The 17,706-nt window shown below is 32.4% G+C and carries 12 protein-coding genes; 6 read left to right on the forward strand and 6 right to left on the reverse strand.

Translation table 11 applies throughout. The features are described 5' to 3' along the window. Positions 1-2 precede the first annotated feature (2 nt). The 5 genes from BXU01_RS02280 to corA form a co-directional block, all read right to left on the reverse strand. A complete protein-coding gene (locus tag BXU01_RS02280; protein WP_083691513.1) occupies positions 3-3,026 on the reverse strand; it encodes a SusC/RagA family TonB-linked outer membrane protein in 3,024 nt (1,007 codons plus the stop codon). 244 nt (positions 3,027-3,270) lie between these two features. Beyond that, the gene (locus tag BXU01_RS02285) at positions 3,271-6,015 is read right to left on the reverse strand and encodes a histidine kinase (protein WP_083691863.1); all 2,745 of its coding nucleotides are present in this window, start codon (positions 6,013-6,015) and stop codon (positions 3,271-3,273) included. Positions 6,016-6,115: 100 nt separating this feature from the next. Next, complete coding sequence (locus BXU01_RS02290) at positions 6,116-7,300, reverse strand: acetate/propionate family kinase (protein WP_083691514.1); 1,185 nt, start codon at positions 7,298-7,300, stop codon at positions 6,116-6,118. Positions 7,301-7,394: 94 nt separating this feature from the next. Beyond that, positions 7,395-9,488 carry a phosphate acetyltransferase gene (gene pta, locus BXU01_RS02295; protein ID WP_083691515.1) on the reverse strand — a complete coding sequence of 698 codons (2,094 nt, stop codon included), beginning with the start codon at positions 9,486-9,488 and terminating at the stop codon, positions 7,395-7,397. A 62-nt stretch (positions 9,489-9,550) separates the two neighbouring features. Beyond that, a complete protein-coding gene (corA, locus tag BXU01_RS02300; protein WP_083691516.1) occupies positions 9,551-10,621 on the reverse strand; it encodes a magnesium/cobalt transporter CorA in 1,071 nt (356 codons plus the stop codon). A gap of 178 nt (positions 10,622-10,799) precedes the next feature. Here corA and BXU01_RS02305 point away from each other — a divergent pair, with 178 nt between their 5' ends. Beyond that, the gene (locus BXU01_RS02305; RefSeq protein ID WP_083691517.1) at positions 10,800-11,402 is read left to right on the forward strand and encodes a transposase; all 603 of its coding nucleotides are present in this window, start codon (positions 10,800-10,802) and stop codon (positions 11,400-11,402) included. A gap of 111 nt (positions 11,403-11,513) precedes the next feature. Here BXU01_RS02305 and dnaK read toward each other — a convergent pair whose 3' ends face one another. Beyond that, a complete protein-coding gene (gene dnaK / locus BXU01_RS02310) occupies positions 11,514-13,397 on the reverse strand; it encodes a molecular chaperone DnaK (RefSeq protein ID WP_083691518.1) in 1,884 nt (627 codons plus the stop codon). A 394-nt stretch (positions 13,398-13,791) separates the two neighbouring features. On the opposite strand from dnaK, the gene BXU01_RS02315 reads away from it, so the two are divergent. The 5 genes from BXU01_RS02315 to BXU01_RS02335 all read left to right on the forward strand — a co-directional run bounded on the left by BXU01_RS02315 (position 13,792) and on the right by BXU01_RS02335 (position 17,666). Beyond that, positions 13,792-15,063: a Na+/H+ antiporter gene (locus BXU01_RS02315; protein ID WP_083691519.1), complete on the forward strand. Its 1,272-nt coding sequence runs from the start codon at positions 13,792-13,794 to the stop codon at positions 15,061-15,063. 148 nt (positions 15,064-15,211) lie between these two features. Then, positions 15,212-15,874, forward strand: a complete 663-nt coding sequence (locus tag BXU01_RS02320; RefSeq protein ID WP_083691520.1) for a hypothetical protein — start codon at positions 15,212-15,214, stop codon at positions 15,872-15,874. A gap of 33 nt (positions 15,875-15,907) precedes the next feature. Continuing rightward, positions 15,908-16,375 carry a hypothetical protein gene (locus BXU01_RS02325; protein WP_083691521.1) on the forward strand — a complete coding sequence of 156 codons (468 nt, stop codon included), beginning with the start codon at positions 15,908-15,910 and terminating at the stop codon, positions 16,373-16,375. A gap of 32 nt (positions 16,376-16,407) precedes the next feature. Further along, the gene (locus BXU01_RS02330; protein WP_083691522.1) at positions 16,408-17,082 is read left to right on the forward strand and encodes a hypothetical protein; all 675 of its coding nucleotides are present in this window, start codon (positions 16,408-16,410) and stop codon (positions 17,080-17,082) included. Positions 17,083-17,228: 146 nt separating this feature from the next. Then, complete coding sequence (locus tag BXU01_RS02335) at positions 17,229-17,666, forward strand: thioesterase family protein (RefSeq protein WP_055098026.1); 438 nt, start codon at positions 17,229-17,231, stop codon at positions 17,664-17,666. Positions 17,667-17,706 lie beyond the last annotated feature (40 nt).

Consider the following 17,706-nt stretch of genomic DNA (forward strand, 5'->3'; position numbering starts at 1 on the left):
TATTAAAATTTTAAATTAGCACCAATTACAAATGATCTTAGTGTTGGATAAGCATCCAATTCCACCCCTTGTGTTCCATAAGGATTACCATCTCCATTTAACTCAGGAGAGAAACCAGAATATTTCTGTGTTATAAACGGGTTGATTGCATTAAGATAAATTCTGCAAGAACTAATAAATTGGTCATCTTTAAGAGGAAGTTTGTATCCTAAAGTAATGTTGTTAATTCTAAAGAAATCAGCAGATTCCATATAATAAGTTGAAGCAACAGGAACAGTATTAAATGGTCTTGGATTCTGAGATGTTGTATTTGTTGGAGTCCAATAATCATTTGTCATAGAAGCTTCGACGTTTTCACCTCCAAAACGCTGTGCTTTTTTACCATTATATACTTTTGCTCCACCAGTTCCGTATCCGTCAACTGAGAAATCAATGTTTTTGTAAACAACTCCTAAAGAAACTCCGTAGTTAGCTTTTGGTAAAATTGAACCTACATATTTTTTATCAGCTGTTGCAGATAAAGCATCCTGAGTCACTTTAGCACCAGAAGCATTATAATAAAGCATGTTTCCATTTGCCGGATCTACACCTGCATATTCATAAAGATAAAAACTACCTAATGGCTGACCAACTGAGTTGTTGTATAACAATTTAGTATCTTGACCATTTCCTAAATTACCTCCAATAACCTGAGATAATGAAATATCTTTTAAGCTTGTAAGCTCATTTTTGTTGTGAGAGAAGTTACCTCCAACCCAGTAGCTTAAATCTTCCGTAATTTTATCATCCCAACGTAAAGCAATTTCATAACCTTTGTTTGAAACTTCACCAACATGAGAAGGAGAAGCAGTTGTGATTCCTGAAGTTGGATAAGGTTTTACATATAAAATTACGTTATCTGTATTTTTGTCATAAACATCAAATGATCCTTTCAATCTGCTGTCTAAAAATTCAAAATCAATACCTGCAGAAGTCTCTTCAGTAATTTCCCATGTTAAAGTAGGGTCAATTTGAGAAGTGATACTTGATCCTTCATATAAAATTGAACCTCCTAAATAACTATTTAATCCAGAATTATAACTTTGACTGTTTAATGGTACATTTTGGTTACCCAATTTACCCCAGCTTCCTCTTAATTTGATTAAATTAACTCCTTTAATATCTGACAAGAAACTTTCTTTAGTCATAATCCATCCAAGACCTACAGATGGGAAAGTTCCCCAACGATAATCTTTATCAAAGTTTGAAGATCCGTCACGTCTGATAGTTCCGGTTACTAAGTATTTGTCCATTAATTTATATTGGAAACGTCCAAAATAAGAAGCTAATTTACTTTCGTTGAATACAATATCTTGTAAATTTGTAACAGTACCAGAATAATCCACACCTTTTGCATCTGTAGCATTATATAAAGACCAATAGTTAGAGTCAGGACTTACATTTTTTCTTGTAATTACTAATTTTTCTCTTGGACCTTTTACAGAAGTTTCGATACCTGCTGTTAATTCAACATCATGAATCTGAGAAAATACTTTATTATAAGTAAAATAGTTAGATAAGTTCCAGTTAAAATACTGCTCTCTGCCTCTAGTCAATAAATTGATAGGATCTGTACTTGAATAATCTCCATCTTTACGAGTTGGATTAGCAGCTAACCAAATATTTTTAGTATCCTCGAAGTTATAATTTTTCCAAGTATAGTATTCACCATTAAATTGTGAAGTAAATTTTAAACCTTTTAAGATTTCATAATCCAATTTCAAACCTCCCTGAAGTGTGATACTTCTTTGTTGTTCATTGTAAAAATCTAATTGTGCTACAGGATTACCAACATTGTTAAATGAAGTACCTGTTGGGCTTGCTACTCCGCTTGCATCTGCAAAAGGTGCTCCGTATTGACCATTTGCAAAACGAACAGGAACAATTGATGACTGTTTGTATGCATTTGTAAATGCTCCTAATGGTTTTGGTGTAGAATTAGCCGATGTAAAGCTAAAGTTTTGATTTAAAGTAACTTTTTTAGAAAGTTTAAATTCATTATTGTTTCTAAAACTTGTACGGCTGTAATCTAAACCGTTAAGAATTGCTTTTTCCTGATAGTTACCTGCACTAAAAAAGTATTTAACATTTTCTGTAGCACCAGAAATAGAAATATTATTTTGAGTGTAAGTACCAGTTCTTGTAATTTCATCAAACCAATTTGTATTAACAGGTTGATTTGTTGAGAATCTGTTTGTTCCTAAAGAAGCATTAGAATAGCTTGCATATTGATTAGCATCTGCCATTTTTACTTTCTTAAGCGGCGTTCTAACACCACCAAAACTTTCCACTTCTACAGATATTTTATCACCTTTACCTTTTTTAGTAGTAATAATGATAACCCCGTTTGCAGCTCTGGTACCATAAATAGCTAAAGATGAAGCGTCTTTTAGAATTTCATAAGATGTAATATCATTAGTATTAATGTTATTGATATTTTCCGTTGGCATACCATCAACGATATACAATGGATTTCTTCCTCCTAATGCAGTACCTAAACCTCTAATAACAACTGAAGGTGTACTACCCGGAGCATCTGAAGAAGTTACCTGAACACCGGCAGCTTTACCCTGAATGGCCTGAGATGCATTTAATACTTTTGTTCTTGTAACGTCCTCAGCTTTTAAAGAAGTAATTGCTGAAGTATTATCAATTTTTTTTCTGGTACCATATCCTATTACTACAACTTCTTTTAAGGCAGTATCACCTGCTTCTTTTAAAGTAATTGTCATAGGAGATGTAGTTGCTGCTATAGAAACAGCCTCAAAACCTAACATTGAGATCTTTAAAATCTCGCCCTCTTTGGCATTTATTGTAAAATTTCCGTCGAAATCAGCATCAGTTGAAGTTCTGGAATTAGAAGCTGCAATAACTGCTCCTGGAATTCCCATTCCACTACTGTCTACTACTTTTCCTTTAATTGCTTGTCCAGACATGTAAGCTGGCAGTAGCAAAAGTGCTAAAAAGCTAAAAATAAAATTTTTCATACAGTTTGTAATCGTTTAAGTTAGTAGAGCCAAATTAAACAATTACAACGTTGTAGTACATCAAACACCACTACTACATAGCTACATCATTATGTTAAATCTCAAACATATAGCAATGATAATCAATACAATAAATGTTAATTAAATTTTATTAACATTACATTATGATGTAGTAATGATGTATTGGAATTATATAAAAAATGATGTGTAAAAATATAATATCTTTAAAATTTAAATGCAAATCTTACAGACTTAATAAAAATTTTGAGAGATTTTCGTCCTGAGTGAGGTTTAATTTCTTTCTTAAGCGATATCTGTGCAATTCTACGCCTCGAAAAGAGATATTCATCATAGGTGCAATTTCCTTTGATGAGAGGTTCATTTTAAGATAAACACATAATTTTATATCTTTTGGAGTAAGGTTTGGAAACTTCTTTGATAAACTTATTATAAACTCATTGTGAATTTGATTTAGATTGGTTTCAAAAATTTCCCATTCGTGTTTATTTACTTCATTTATCTTAATAGCTTTCTTGATTTCACTTTTAAGCTTATTAAAATCTTTTTCTGAATCTAAAATACTTTGAATATTTTCGATCATTTCACTTTGCTTTGCAATAGATAAAGATTTGCCGGCAACTTCAGATGATTTTGTTTGTAATTCAAGTTCTAATATGTGTTTTTGATATTCCTGAATATTTAATTCATTCTCGGCTTTCAATTCCATTTCAAGAATTTCTCTTTGATGCTTTAGTTCTTCTGCCTGCAATTTTAATTTTTGCATATAGCGAAGTTTATTCCATTTATAATAGAGAAATAATACAGTGCCTATTATTAACATATATAATAAAACCATCCAGAACGAAAAATACCATGGTTCTGCAACACGAAACTCAAAACTCGAAACTTTTTCATAAGTAGCTCCGTCATGTTTATATACAATGATAGAATGATTGCCGCTGCTCAGGTTATTGAGTACAATCAATCCGCCAGAAATCTGGACAAAGTCATTACTTTTATTCAGCTTATAAAATAAATTAGGTTTACTTGCTCCATAAATACCAGATATCACATTTATCTTGAGCTCTGTATTATATTTAATTTTAGAATCATTAGAAACTAATGCCTTATCATTATAGGCTTCTATCTTAACATCAGAATTTTGCTTGTTTTCATATTTTAACTGAAGCGAAATAAATCCATCATCGAGATTTAGCAAATAATGATTTTGAGTTTTAAAAATTCTTAAATTATCGTTGATTAATTTTCCTTTATAATATTTCTCCTGAATAATATTCCAGACAAATTTATTTCCTGCTGCCTGAATATGATATAAAATTCCGTCTTGAAGCACCATAAAATGATCTTCATCTATGGCAACAACATCCGTTATGTTTTTAAAATTAATATTAAAGAGTTCGTTGCCTTCCAGTTTATTTGTAATAGAATTATAAGTGTACCAGGAATTGTTAATTAGAAAAAGGATCTCATTTCTAAATTCGAAAATTTTAACACCAAAATCATTTTTTATTTTGCTTTGCTGTGTAATATTCTCCACCTTTTTAGTCTTATAATCGTCACTATACAAAACACGATATAATCCACGGTAATTATCGGCTGCCCAGATTTCATTTTTTTTATTCTGAGCGACATATTTTATAGGTTTAGAAAGATCTCCTATTACTTTATTCTGTGTAAGTTTCGAAATATCATCGTATACTAAAACACCACTGTAAGTAGACTGAAAATAGGTGTTATTAATACTGCTTTTAGACAAATTCCAACCTCCGCTAATGTTGTTTGTTTTCACCAAAGAACCATTCTCATAACAAAATGTACCATCGTTATGACCAATAATGTATTTATCATCAATTTTAGTAATATTCCATGCCTGACCTTGTGTATTAGGCATCATATGAAATTTACCGGAATCAAATTCAAAAACACCGTGATTAGAAGCTATCAAATAACCTTTGTTAGTTGTTGCTACTGAATAAACGGAACCCAAAAGCCCGGAATTATCATAAAAAAATGAGATAGGAGAATTTACTTCAACATGCGCAATTCCGTTATCCAGACCCAGCCATAGATCATTTTCCTTATCAAAACCAATACTGAGAATTGAATTATTCATCAGGACATTATTTCTGTCGATATTTTTATAAGTATTGGTAGTAAAGTCATAAATATAAAGCCCTCTGTTTCCTGTTCCTATAACCAATTTGTTTCCTTTAATAAATTTGGCAACATTAATTGTCGCTGCTTTCAAGGTTTCATTTAATGGATTATCCCAGGGTTTTAAACCATTTTTTTCTACTATAAATATTCCTTTCTTCTGAGTAAAAATATATGCCTTGTTTTGATGTTTTTCAATTGCATGAACTACAGTTCTCTTTAGGACATTCCAACCTTTTGGATTGGTAATTCGGGAACCTTTTAATCTAAACAAACCTTTTTCGACTGATGCTACATACACATCATTATCGACTACAAAACAATACGATATTAAGAAAGGAAATTTTATTTTTTGAATGTGTTTTCCATTATAAATAAAAACATCATTAAAGGATTGAAAATAAATGGAACCGTTAAATCTGAAAATTTTCCAGATCTCTTCATTGTCTTTTTCATCAAATAATCTTAGATTTTTGGTAATCGAAACATAATGCATTTTTCCATCTTTCCTGTACCAATAACCAAACTCTTTATAAGATCCGGAATAGATCTTATCACCCTCGATCATAATCGAGCGGATAATAGTTTTATTAGGTAATGTGTATTTTTCCCAAACTACACCATCATATCGCAATAAATAGTGATTATTAGCAAAATACATGGCATTATCCTTACCCTGAACAACATTCCAGATTTGATTGTCACCTTGATAATCTGATTTATTATAATTTTCTACAAAAGGAAGTAATTCTTGTGCCTGTATTTGTGAAACAATGAAAAAGAAGAAAAATAGTTTTAGAAGTGTAGATTTCAAAATATTCGGATTTATTTTCAAAGGTACTGACAAATATTTAATCCTAAAACATAAAAAAAGCTCCTATATAAAGGAGCTTTTTTATATTATTGAAATCATTTTAACTTTGTAACAAATGATAAACCTGATTTGCAATTTCGTATTCTTCATCCGTTGGAACAACTAATACTTTTGTTTTTGAATTTGGCGTACTTATTTCTCTAATTTCTTTAGATCGAATTTGATTTTTTTCCTGATCAAGTTCAATTCCAAAATAATCCATATCAGTACAAACCAACTTACGCATGTATGATGAATTTTCGCCAATTCCGGCTGTAAAAATTATAGCATCCAATCCGTTTAAAGCAGCTGTATAAGAACCAATTGTTTTTCTAATTCTATAAGCATTCATTAATAAAGCCAATTGACAATCTTTATTGCCTTTTTCAGCTTCAGCTTCAATATCACGCAAATCACTATAACCTGTTAGTCCAAGCATTCCGCTTTGTTTCAATAAAATTGCATTTACTTCGTCTGGCGTATAATTCAGGTTTTTTATTAAATAAAAAATCACCGACTGATCGATATCTCCTGCACGAGTTCCCATTATTAAGCCATTTGAAGGCGAAAAACCCATTGTATGATCGATACTTTTTCCATCTTTGATTGCAGTCATACTACAGCCGTTTCCTAAATGGATTGTAATAATTCTAGAATTGTGCTCTAAAAAATCAATTGCTTTTTCTGAAACATATTTATGACTCGTTCCATGAAAACCGTATACACGGACTTTATTCTCTGTTAAAAGATAATTAGGAATTGCATATTTATAGGCTTCAACCGGAATAGTCTGATGAAAAGCAGTATCAAAAACCGCTACTTGTTTTGCTGATGAAAAAATTTCCTCGGCTACGTTTATTCCAACTAAATGTGCCGGATTATGTAAAGGTGCCAGTTCTGAAAGTTCTTTTATTTTTTCTTTTACTTCCTCGGTAATAATGGTGGTGTCAGAAAAATAACTTCCTCCGTGCACCACACGATGACCAACTGCGCCAATTTCCGAAGTAGATTTTATAACTCCTTTTTCAGGATCTAAAAGCATTTCGGCTACTTTTTGCAGTCCTATTTTATGCGATGTAATTGGTAATATTTCCTCAATAGAATCAGAAGAAGTTTTATAGGTGATATTCGAAGTTTCGAGCCCAATTCTGTCAATCATACCAGAACAAATTACTTCGTTTGTTGGCATAACCATTAATTGATATTTTATTGATGAACTTCCAGAGTTTATAATTAATATTTTCATTGTTTATTTATTTTTAGCTGCTAAGATGCTAAGGCACTAAGGTTCTAAGTTTATTTAATTTACTAAAGAGGCAAAGTTTATAATTAATAATTATCTAAAGTCCCTGCGCCTGAATCGCTGTAATTACTACTGTATTTATAATATCGTCTACTGTACAACCTCGGCTTAAATCGTTTACAGGCTTATTTAAACCTTGCAGCATTGGTCCAATGGCCAAAGCTCCGGTTTCTCTTTGCACTGCTTTATAGGTATTATTTCCTGTATTTAAATCCGGAAAAATAAGTACACTCGCCTGTCCTGCAACTTCAGAATCCGGCATTTTGCTTTTCCCAACTACTTTGTCTACGGCAGCATCGTATTGAATTGGTCCTTCAATTTTAAGGTCCGGTCGTTTTTGCTTCACAATTTCGGTAGCAGTTCTAACTTTATCCACTTCATCACCTTTTCCTGATGCTCCGGAAGAATACGAAAGCATGGCAATTTTTGGTTCAATACCAAAGGCTGAACTTGATTCTGCCGATGAAATTGCAATTTCTGCTAATTGTTCTGCAGTTGGATTTGGATTAATAGCACAATCTCCAAAAACAGAAACCCTGTCTTCTAAACACATAAAAAATACGGATGAAACGACAGATGAATTTGGTTTGGTTTTTATGAATTGTAGGGCTGGTAAAATGGTGTGTTGTGTAGTATGTGCTGCTCCTGAAACCATTCCGTCAGCGTGACCTTTATATACCATCATAGTGCCAAAATAAGATACATCCTCCATTAAATCCCTTGCCATTGTAATACTTACATTCTTAGCTTTTCGAAGTTCATAATATGTATTAGCGTAATCCTCATAGAGTTCAGATTCTTTTGGATTGATAATATTAACTTTTGTAAAATCGAAAGTAATTCCAAGTTCTGCAATTTTATTTTCGATTTGCTTTTTATCGCCAATTATAGAAATATCAACTACATCCATGTCTAACAATCTAGAGGTAGCAATGATAATACGGTCATCATTTCCTTCCGGTAAAACAATATGTTTTCGATGCTGTTTAGCTCTTTTTACCATATTGTACTGGAACATTTTTGGCGTCATTCCTTCCGGTACAAAAGTGATTAACCTTTCAGACAAAGTTTCAACTTCAACATACTTTTCAAAAGTCGTAATCGAGGTTTCGATTTTATGTGTATTATTGGCATAAATCTCTGATCTTATTGCTCCAATTTTGTTTGTAATATGATAGGTGCCGCCATCAACAGCAATAATAGGAACTATGGCAGAAAGTCCTTCGATAAGCTTTAGAATGCTTTCTTCCGGAACAATATTTCCCGTCAGGATAATTCCTGAAATGGTTGGATAATTTGCTGATTCATTTGCTTGCAAAGCGCCTAAGATAATATCAGAACGATCTCCGGGCGTAATTACCAAAGCATTATCATGCAGATGAACCAGATAATTGTGCAATTGCATCGCTCCTACACTATAATGTCCAATTTCATTGTTTAAATAAGCATGTCCAAACAATACTTTTGCATTAAGCTGATTGACAATTTCCTGCATCGTTGGATTATTCAAACTTGAAATCAGCGGAATTGTGTTGATCAGAACATTGGCAGGTAAACTTTTCTGTAATCCCTGCGTCACTAATTCTATATTCTCAATCTGCACTTTGTTGGCAATAACAGACAATACCTCAACTTCTTTTACTTTAAAAGAATCATAAACCAAATAAAGGCTGTCTACTAATTCTTCTAATGTTTTCCCAACTCCTGAGCCTATAATTATAGTTGGAATTCCGAGATTTTTGGCAATTAAAACATTCAAATCCAATTCGATCGAGGTTCCTTCGCCGGTAAAGCTTGTTCCTTCCACCAAAACAAAATCAAAACGTTCTTCAAGTTTTTTATATTTTTCAATAATCAGATCTAGAACCTCTCCTATTTTACCTTTATTTTTCTTTTTAATTAATTTGCTTTTTGTGATCGCGTAGGCATCTTCAAATTTAATATCAAGATCAAAATGTGACAAAACTGTTTCGATATGATTGTCTAATTCTCCATCAACAAAATCTTCTATAATTGGTCTAAAATAGCCCACTTTTGCTGTTTTACCAATTAAAATACTCATCAAACCGAGCGTAATAATCGATTTCCCGCTATTTTGATCACTAGTGGCTATATATATCGCTTTACTCATAATTTATATGTTATATCTAAACAAATGTACTTTAAATCGTGTTTTTACTATTGTAAGAAACGTTAAAACCAACGTCTTTTTTTGAAATAAATAATCAGTGCGATCACTAAAAAAAACATTGCAATCATCACGCTGTGATATCCGTATTTATACCGAAGTTCCGGCATATTCTCGAAATTCATTCCGTATACTCCAACAATAAAAGTAAGCGGAATAAAAATAGCGGAGATAATAGTTAAGGTTTTCATGATCTCATTCATCTTTCTGCTTTGCTCAGAAAAATAAAAGTTTGACGCACTTTCCAGCGAACTCATATCCGACTCAATTTGCTCTAAAAGCTCTAAACTTTTTTGATGTAACCTGATGAAAAAATTAAATGTATCTTTTTGAATTAAACTATTTGTATCATCATCTTTAATTGTTTTAAGATAATACAGCGAATCCCGAAGCGGAACTATAGCGCGTTTTAGAAAATTGAAGTTATCACGATGATTCTCAATTTTTTCCAGAATAACAGGATCTGCACCTTTTTTAGTCAAATTGATTAATTCTTCAATTTTCTCTTCTTCATCTTCAATTGTAATGTAGAAGTTTTCTATTACGGCATCTAATAACAGATACAATAAATAATCCACTTTTTTAGTCCTTACAATTCCCGCATGTGTACGAAGACGTTCGCGTATATGGGTAAAAAAATCGCTTCGTTTTTCCTGAAAAGAAATCAGAATTCCATCTTTCAATATAAAACTAATTTGCTCAACACTAATATTATCAGAATATTCAGAAGGCAAAAGTGATTTTATATTAAAAAATAAAATATTTTGTTGCTCTTCGAGCTTAGTTCGCTTAGTTGTATTCAAAATATCTGCCAGCAAAAAGTCATCCAGCTTAAAATGAGAACCAATAGTTTTAAGTAAACTTATATCATTTAAGCCATGAACATTTAGCCAGTTATTCTTTGTATAATCAAAGCAAGAATCTAACGCAGCAACAGTAAACTTTTCATATTCAACAACATCTGCATCGTCATATACAAAAAGCTGCATCTCTGTTTCATGCTCTTTATGCGTTCCTGTATACTCTAAAGTAATATGCTGCAGCTTGCGTCCTTTCTTGTATTTTATCTTTCTCATTCAAAAATATTTACAATAGTAATATTACGAAAAAGAATCTGATTGGGAAATGACATTTATCATTTTGATGGTAAAATATTTTTGAGAGACCTGTACTTATTGTAATATTTTTATTACTTTTAAACTAAACCCGACAGGTTTTAAAAACCTGTCGGGTTTGACAATGAATATATAAAATATGCAAATAACCGAACCTCTAGAATTTGGAAAATACTATCACATTTATAATCGCGGGATCAACAGCGAAAACATCTTTAAAGAAAATAGAAATCACGAATATTTTCTAATTCTTTACAACAAATATATTGACCCAATTGCCGAAACGTTTGCTTGGTGCCTATTAAAAAATCATTTTCACTTATTAATTAGAATAAAAACTTTTGAAGAGATTTTAGAAAATCAACAAGAGCATGAAATCAAAAAAATTATTCCTCCTCATCAATCTTTTGGTAATTTATTTAATGCTTACACAAAGGCAATCAATAAAGGATACAACAGACATGGTGCGTTATTCGAAAGGCCTTTTAAAAGAAAACTAATAGATAATGAAACTTATTTAAAAACAGTTATAAAATACATTCATCATAACCCTGTAAATCATGGGTTCTGTGAGCATCCTATAGAATATCCATGGAGCTCCTATCTAACTTGTGTTTCTGAAAAACCAACTAAATTAAAACGCGAAAAAGTAATTTCATTATTTAACAATATTGAAGATTTAAAAGCTATTCACAATAAAAAAGAAAACTTTAATTCTTTAGAAGAGTTTCTTAATTTATAACAACAGCCAAACCCGACAGGTTTTAAAAACCTGTCGGGTTTAATACGTAAAACTAAGACATAAAAAAACCGAACTATTTCTAGTCCGGTTTTCCTTATTGTGAAAGAAGAATTATTTTACTTCTTCGAATTCAACGTCTTCAACATTGTCACCTTGCGATTGCTCTTGTTGTGGAGCTGCTTGTTGACCTTCACCACCTTGAGCGTACATTGCTTCTGTAGCTACTTTCCAAGCTGCATTTACATTGTCTAATCCTTTTTGGATTGCTTCAAGATCTTGAGATTGATGAGCAAATCTTAATTCAGTTAAAGCAAATTCGATAGCTGTTTTTTGATCGTCTGTTAATTTACTTCCCAATTCTTTCAATTGACTTTCAGTTTGGAAAATAGTACTATCAGCTTCGTTCAATTTCTCAGCTCTTTCTTTAGCTATTTTGTCAGCATCAGCGTTAGCTTCAGCATCTTTTTTCATTTTTTCGATTTCTTCAGCTGTTAATCCAGAAGAAGCTTCGATACGGATATCGTGAGATTTTCCAGTTCCTTTATCAGTTGCAGAAACTTTGATAATACCATTAGCATCGATATCAAAAGTAACCTCGATTTGAGGAACTCCTCTTGGTGCTGGTGGAATACCATCTAAGTGAAAACGACCGATAGTTTTGTTATCAGCAGCCATCGCTCTTTCTCCTTGCAATACGTGAATTTCAACAGATGGTTGAGAATCAGCAGCAGTAGAGAATACTTGAGATTTTTTAGTTGGAATAGTTGTGTTAGACTCAATTAATTTAGTCAATACACCACCCATAGTTTCGATACCTAAAGATAAAGGCGTAACGTCAAGTAACAATACATCTTTTACATCTCCAGATAAAACTCCACCTTGAATAGCAGCTCCAATAGCAACAACCTCATCAGGGTTAACACCTTTAGATGCTTTTTTACCAAAGAATTTTTCAACTTCGTCAGCGATTCTTGGCATACGAGTAGAACCTCCAACAAGGATAACTTCGTCAATATCAGATGTAGATAAACCTGCATCTTTTAATGCTTTAGCAACTGGCTCCATAGAACGTTTTACTAAAGTATCAGATAATTGCTCAAATTTAGCTCTTGATAATTTTTTTACTAAGTGTTTTGGTCCTGAAGCAGTAGCAGTTACGTATGGTAAGTTGATTTCAGTTTCAGCAGAAGATGATAATTCAATCTTAGCTTTCTCTGCTGCCTCTTTCAAACGTTGCAATGACATTGGATCTAAACGTAAATCAATACCTTCTTCAGATTTGAAATCGTCAGCTAACCAGTCAATAATAACCTGGTCAAAATCATCACCACCTAAGTGAGTATCACCATTTGTAGACAATACTTCGAATACACCGTCTCCTAATTCAAGAACAGAGATATCAAAAGTACCTCCACCTAAATCGTAAACAGCAATTTTTTGATCAGTTCCTTTTTTATCTAATCCGTAAGCAAGTGCAGCTGCAGTTGGCTCATTGATGATACGCATAACTTTAAGACCAGCAATTTCACCAGCTTCTTTAGTAGCTTGACGTTGTGCATCATTAAAGTAAGCAGGAACAGTAATAACTGCCTCAGTTACAGTTTGACCTAAATAGTCTTCAGCAGTTTTTTTCATTTTTTGAAGTGTCATTGCAGACAACTCCTGAGCAGTGTATAAACGACCGTCAATATCCACACGTGGCGTATTGTTGTCACCTTTTACAACACTGTAAGGAACTCTTTTTGCCTCTTCTTGAGTTTCAGCAAAAGTGTGTCCCATAAAACGTTTAATAGAAGCAATCGTTTTTGTAGGATTCGTTACCGCTTGTCTTTTTGCAGGATCACCCACTTTAATTTCTCCACCTTCAACAAAAGCGATGATAGATGGCGTTGTTCTTTTTCCTTCTGCGTTAGGAATAACAACTGCTTCGTTACCTTCCATTACAGAAACACAAGAGTTCGTCGTACCTAAGTCAATTCCGATTATTTTACCCATTTTTTATATATTTAATTTTGATATACTAATTTATAACTCAGGTGGCATAAGTCAATCTTTGTGCCAATATAAAAAACCAAAGTAAATTGTCAGTTTTACTGTCGGCACAATAAAAACAATCTGACAACATGACATTTTCAAAACCTGACATTCGTGGCATATCAGTACGTTACGTGTCATTGTAAGGAGCTGTTTCCTGCTTTCCTTCCAGATCTTTTCCTTGCTAAACAAGCAAGAAAAAGGATTTTCCTCCCGAGTCTTCGGGACCATCAGGGCTAGTCATTCGGTTTCATCAGAAAATTATCTTTATTTGATATTTTAATGTCTTTCAATATTTTCAATTAAAGTCTGAAATATATACATTAGCAAATTCCTTCAATTCAATATCATCAATATGGAAAACTACAGCATTATCATTTTTATACTCGCCATCGTCATAGGACTATCTGCATTTGCTGATACAATAAAATTACCACAGCCCATTCTTCTTGTTATCGTAGGAGTTGCAATTGGTTTTATACCTACAATGACCGAGATTGAAATTAATCCTGAAATTATATTCCTGATATTCCTTCCGCCATTATTATACGATGCATCATTTAATATCTCACCTAAAGACTTCAAAACCAATATTAATACCATTGGCACACTTGCCATATCGCTGGTTTTCCTGACTACTATTGGTATTGCAGTTGTCGCTTATTTTATGATCCCGGGAATGACCTGGCCATTAGCGTTCGTTTTAGGCGCCATACTTTCTGCAACTGATGCTGTTGCAGCAATAAGTATCACAAAAGGACTCGGAATATCGCATAAAACCTTAACCATACTCGAAGGCGAAAGTCTTATCAACGATGCATCTGCACTTGTTGCATATCGTTTTGCGGTAGCTGCCGTAATGGGATCAGCTTTTATAATCTGGAAAGCAACATTACAGTTTTTACTATTGCTTGGAGGCGGATTTTTAGTAGGTTTTGTAATGGCGAAAATCCTGTCTTTTATATTAAACAGAGTTCACAAAAATGCAAATGTTACAATTAGTTTTATGCTCTTAATGCCATTTGTCACCTATCTTATTGCAGAGCATTTGCATGTTTCCGGAGTTATTGCAGTGGTAATTTTAGGACTGGCAATTGCACGATTCAGTAAAAAGATATTTCCGGAAAGTCTAAAAAACCAATCCAGAAGTCTTTGGGACATAATTATTTTTTTACTCAACGGATTAATCTTCATTTTAATTGGGCTTAACTTTAGATATATTCTAAAAAATATTGACGACCATATGATTTTACCGTACATAGGATATGCTGTTATCATAACAATTGTCGCTTTACTTATTAGAATGGCAAGGATATTTCTTCAAAAAATCAATCTTCAAAAAGCATTTCAGAATAATAAAGGAAAAAGAAGAGTAAGCGAACATGCGCTTTTAGATTTCAATAACAGCATTATCCTGAGTTGGTCCGGAATGCGCGGAATTGTTTCTCTTGCAATCGCAATTGGTATTCCAAAAGAACTCGAAGACGGCTCCCCTTTTCCTGAAAGAACTGTTATTATATTTATTTCTGTAGCCGTAGTACTTTTAACGCTTATTGGGCAAGGACTTACTTTGCCCTGGATTGTCAAAAAATTGAGTACTAAACAAGATGCAGAATTACATTCATAGCTTTTGTTTTAACATCCTGAATCTTTCTAGCCAATTCATTACTAAAAAACATTTGAACAAATAAAAATCATTTAAATATTTGTAATGATTTTTCTATATTTTTACCCGGCTAAAAACACCTAATTAACTAAAACCAAATACCACATTAATGAATGATAATTTAAAATATGTTACTAAATTATTTAGTAGCGCAACCTTTAGTTTCTTTAAAATAAACATCCTGGGACAAATATTATATGCCATTATAGGCGTATTTACCTTATTTACCATAATTTATCAATCAGGTACAGGACTGGGACATGTATCCGGCTCAGCTGCTATAATGCTATTATTCGCTTTGCGTCCAATTGGTTTTGGTTTAAACGTGATCTCCATATTTGCAGGTCCGTTTTTATTGTTTTCTTTTGGCAATAAATATATAATATCAAAAACTATCCATAAATTATTATCAGACAAAGGAGAGGCTTTGCTATTTCCTATTATTGATAAAGTATTGAACAAAGTCAAATCTAATCAGCCTGATTTACTGAGACAAGGAGCCGATAAAACCAAATTACAACTCAAGCTAATACAGGAAATTAGGGATTCTAATGATAATAAATGGTTGAAAAAAATCATTATTTATGGTTTTAAAAAAATAAAGCTGGAGGAAGTCGATTTTAAAGATGAAAATGTAAATTTTCCTGACATCATAAAAAACAAAATAATTACGGGTTTAAAAAATGTTTCGCAGCCAAGCAGAAACTTTTTCTGGATCATTCTAGGAATACAACTAACTATTTTAATCCTGATTCTTACCCAGGTTATATAATTTGAGACGTAAAATAAAATCAAAAAAAACATCATGAATCAGGAATTAGAAAGTCATTTTGACGAATTTGATAAAGCACCCGTAATCAGAAGAAAACTTTTGCCATGGTGGATTAAAACATTTTGCTGGATCTTTATGATTTTAGCAATTTGTGCTTTAGGCTCCATTATAATGAGCTTTTTCATATCAAACGTAAATGTTTCTCTTTATCGTTTTTCGAGTGATACAGCTCTTTCACCAATCGGAATGTTTATTGTTGCCATTATGGTATTGAAAGGTTTTGCTGCTTATTCTCTTTGGTTTGAAAAAGCAAATGCCATCTCAATAGGGAAAATTGACGCCGTTCTGGGAGTTGTAATCTGCATTACTTCCATGTTTGTGCTTCCTTTTACAACCAATGATGGTCATTTTCCATTAAGATTAGAAATTTTATTGCTTATTCCGTATTATAGAAAACTCAACAAAATAGAATACGAATGGGATAATTTAGAAAGCTTGTAAAACACATCGGTATTAAACAAAAAATAGTCAAAATGAAAAAATTAATCTTATTCCTTATCTTCATTTTTAATCTGAATTTGGCTTTTTCGCAACAAAAAACGATTAGTAAAACCACAAAAAACAAAACGATTAGAAAACATGATACTTTTAATGAAACTGTCGTAATTACCAATCAAAAATTAAAATCATTCATCCCAAAAGGTTACGAGGCAATTATAGAAGAAAAAGGCGATTTGAATCTGGACAAAATAGAGGATTGTATTTTGGTTTTACGCAAAGCTACAGAAGAAACTACCTCGAATATGGAAGAAGGCAAACCTGACAAAAGACCTTTACTGCTATTGTTAGGCCAAAAGGATGGAAATTATAAATTAGCCTATAAAAACGAAAATGCTGCCTATTGTATTGATTGTGGGGGATTATTTGGAGATCCGTTTAATGCGATTGTCATCAAAAATGGTTATTTTTCTGTCGAACACAGAATTTCTGGCGGACATCACTGGGAACATATCACGACTTTTAAATTCAACAAAACAAAAAATAACTGGTATTTATACAAAGATCATTTTATCAATTATATCCTCAATCCAAGCCAGGATCCAAATGCTGAAGCTTTGATAGCAAATGTTGACAAACTGGAAACGGTTAAAGATTTTGGAGAAATTTCGTTTCAGCAATTCAATATTTATTCTAAAAGAGGATATTAATTTCTCCTCAGGAAAATAAGACTTTAAACTTTCTGACAAACAATTTCCTTTTTTATTTGTAATTTCGACTTTCATTAAAACGGATGCTTTTTATAGAAAACAATCGATGTAAAAGCATTCAATACAATTATAAATACAAGTAAATAATGGCTTCATTTAAAAAAGAAATATCATTTCGCTGGTCTGATCTTGACCCTAATTTTCACGTTCGTCATAGTGCTTATTACGATTTTGGTGCACAACATCGTATCGAAATACTCGAAGAACTGGGTTTAACTTTAAAAGTAATGCAGACACAAGGTTTTGGTCCGGTTTTATTTAGAGAAGAATGCGTTTTTAGAAAAGAATTAAAACTTTCGGATAAAATATTCATTCACACTAAAACTTCAAAAATGAAAGCTGATGCTTCACGTTGGTCCATCATTCATGAATTTAGAAGAGAAGATGATACACTTTGTGCTGTTATTACGGTAGATGGCGCCTGGATGGATACAAAACTTCGTAAATTAGCTTCACCAACTCCTGAAATAGCAATCGAAGCTTTGAGCATCTTCCCTAAAAGTGATGATTTTGTTGGGCTTTAAAATTAAATCCTAATTACTATTTATAAAAAAGACCGTTACA

This window comes from [Flexibacter] sp. ATCC 35103 (assembly GCF_001975985.1).
Lineage (GTDB): Bacteria > Bacteroidota > Bacteroidia > Flavobacteriales > Flavobacteriaceae > Flavobacterium.

Excerpts from the sequence above, each read along its gene's own strand:
- BXU01_RS02305 (WP_083691517.1), top strand. The coding sequence starts at position 10,800 with ATGCAAATAACCGAACCTCTAGAATTTGGAAAATACTATCACATTTAT.
- dnaK (WP_083691518.1), bottom strand. The coding sequence starts at position 13,397 with ATGGGTAAAATAATCGGAATTGACTTAGGTACGACGAACTCTTGTGTT.
- BXU01_RS02280 (WP_083691513.1), bottom strand. The coding sequence starts at position 3,026 with ATGAAAAATTTTATTTTTAGCTTTTTAGCACTTTTGCTACTGCCAGCT.
- BXU01_RS02315 (WP_083691519.1), top strand. The coding sequence starts at position 13,792 with ATGGAAAACTACAGCATTATCATTTTTATACTCGCCATCGTCATAGGA.
- BXU01_RS02320 (WP_083691520.1), top strand. The coding sequence starts at position 15,212 with ATGAATGATAATTTAAAATATGTTACTAAATTATTTAGTAGCGCAACC.
- corA (WP_083691516.1), bottom strand. The coding sequence starts at position 10,621 with ATGAGAAAGATAAAATACAAGAAAGGACGCAAGCTGCAGCATATTACT.
- BXU01_RS02325 (WP_083691521.1), top strand. The coding sequence starts at position 15,908 with ATGAATCAGGAATTAGAAAGTCATTTTGACGAATTTGATAAAGCACCC.
- BXU01_RS02290 (WP_083691514.1), bottom strand. The coding sequence starts at position 7,300 with ATGAAAATATTAATTATAAACTCTGGAAGTTCATCAATAAAATATCAA.
- pta (WP_083691515.1), bottom strand. The coding sequence starts at position 9,488 with ATGAGTAAAGCGATATATATAGCCACTAGTGATCAAAATAGCGGGAAA.
- BXU01_RS02335 (WP_055098026.1), top strand. The coding sequence starts at position 17,229 with ATGGCTTCATTTAAAAAAGAAATATCATTTCGCTGGTCTGATCTTGAC.
- BXU01_RS02330 (WP_083691522.1), top strand. The coding sequence starts at position 16,408 with ATGAAAAAATTAATCTTATTCCTTATCTTCATTTTTAATCTGAATTTG.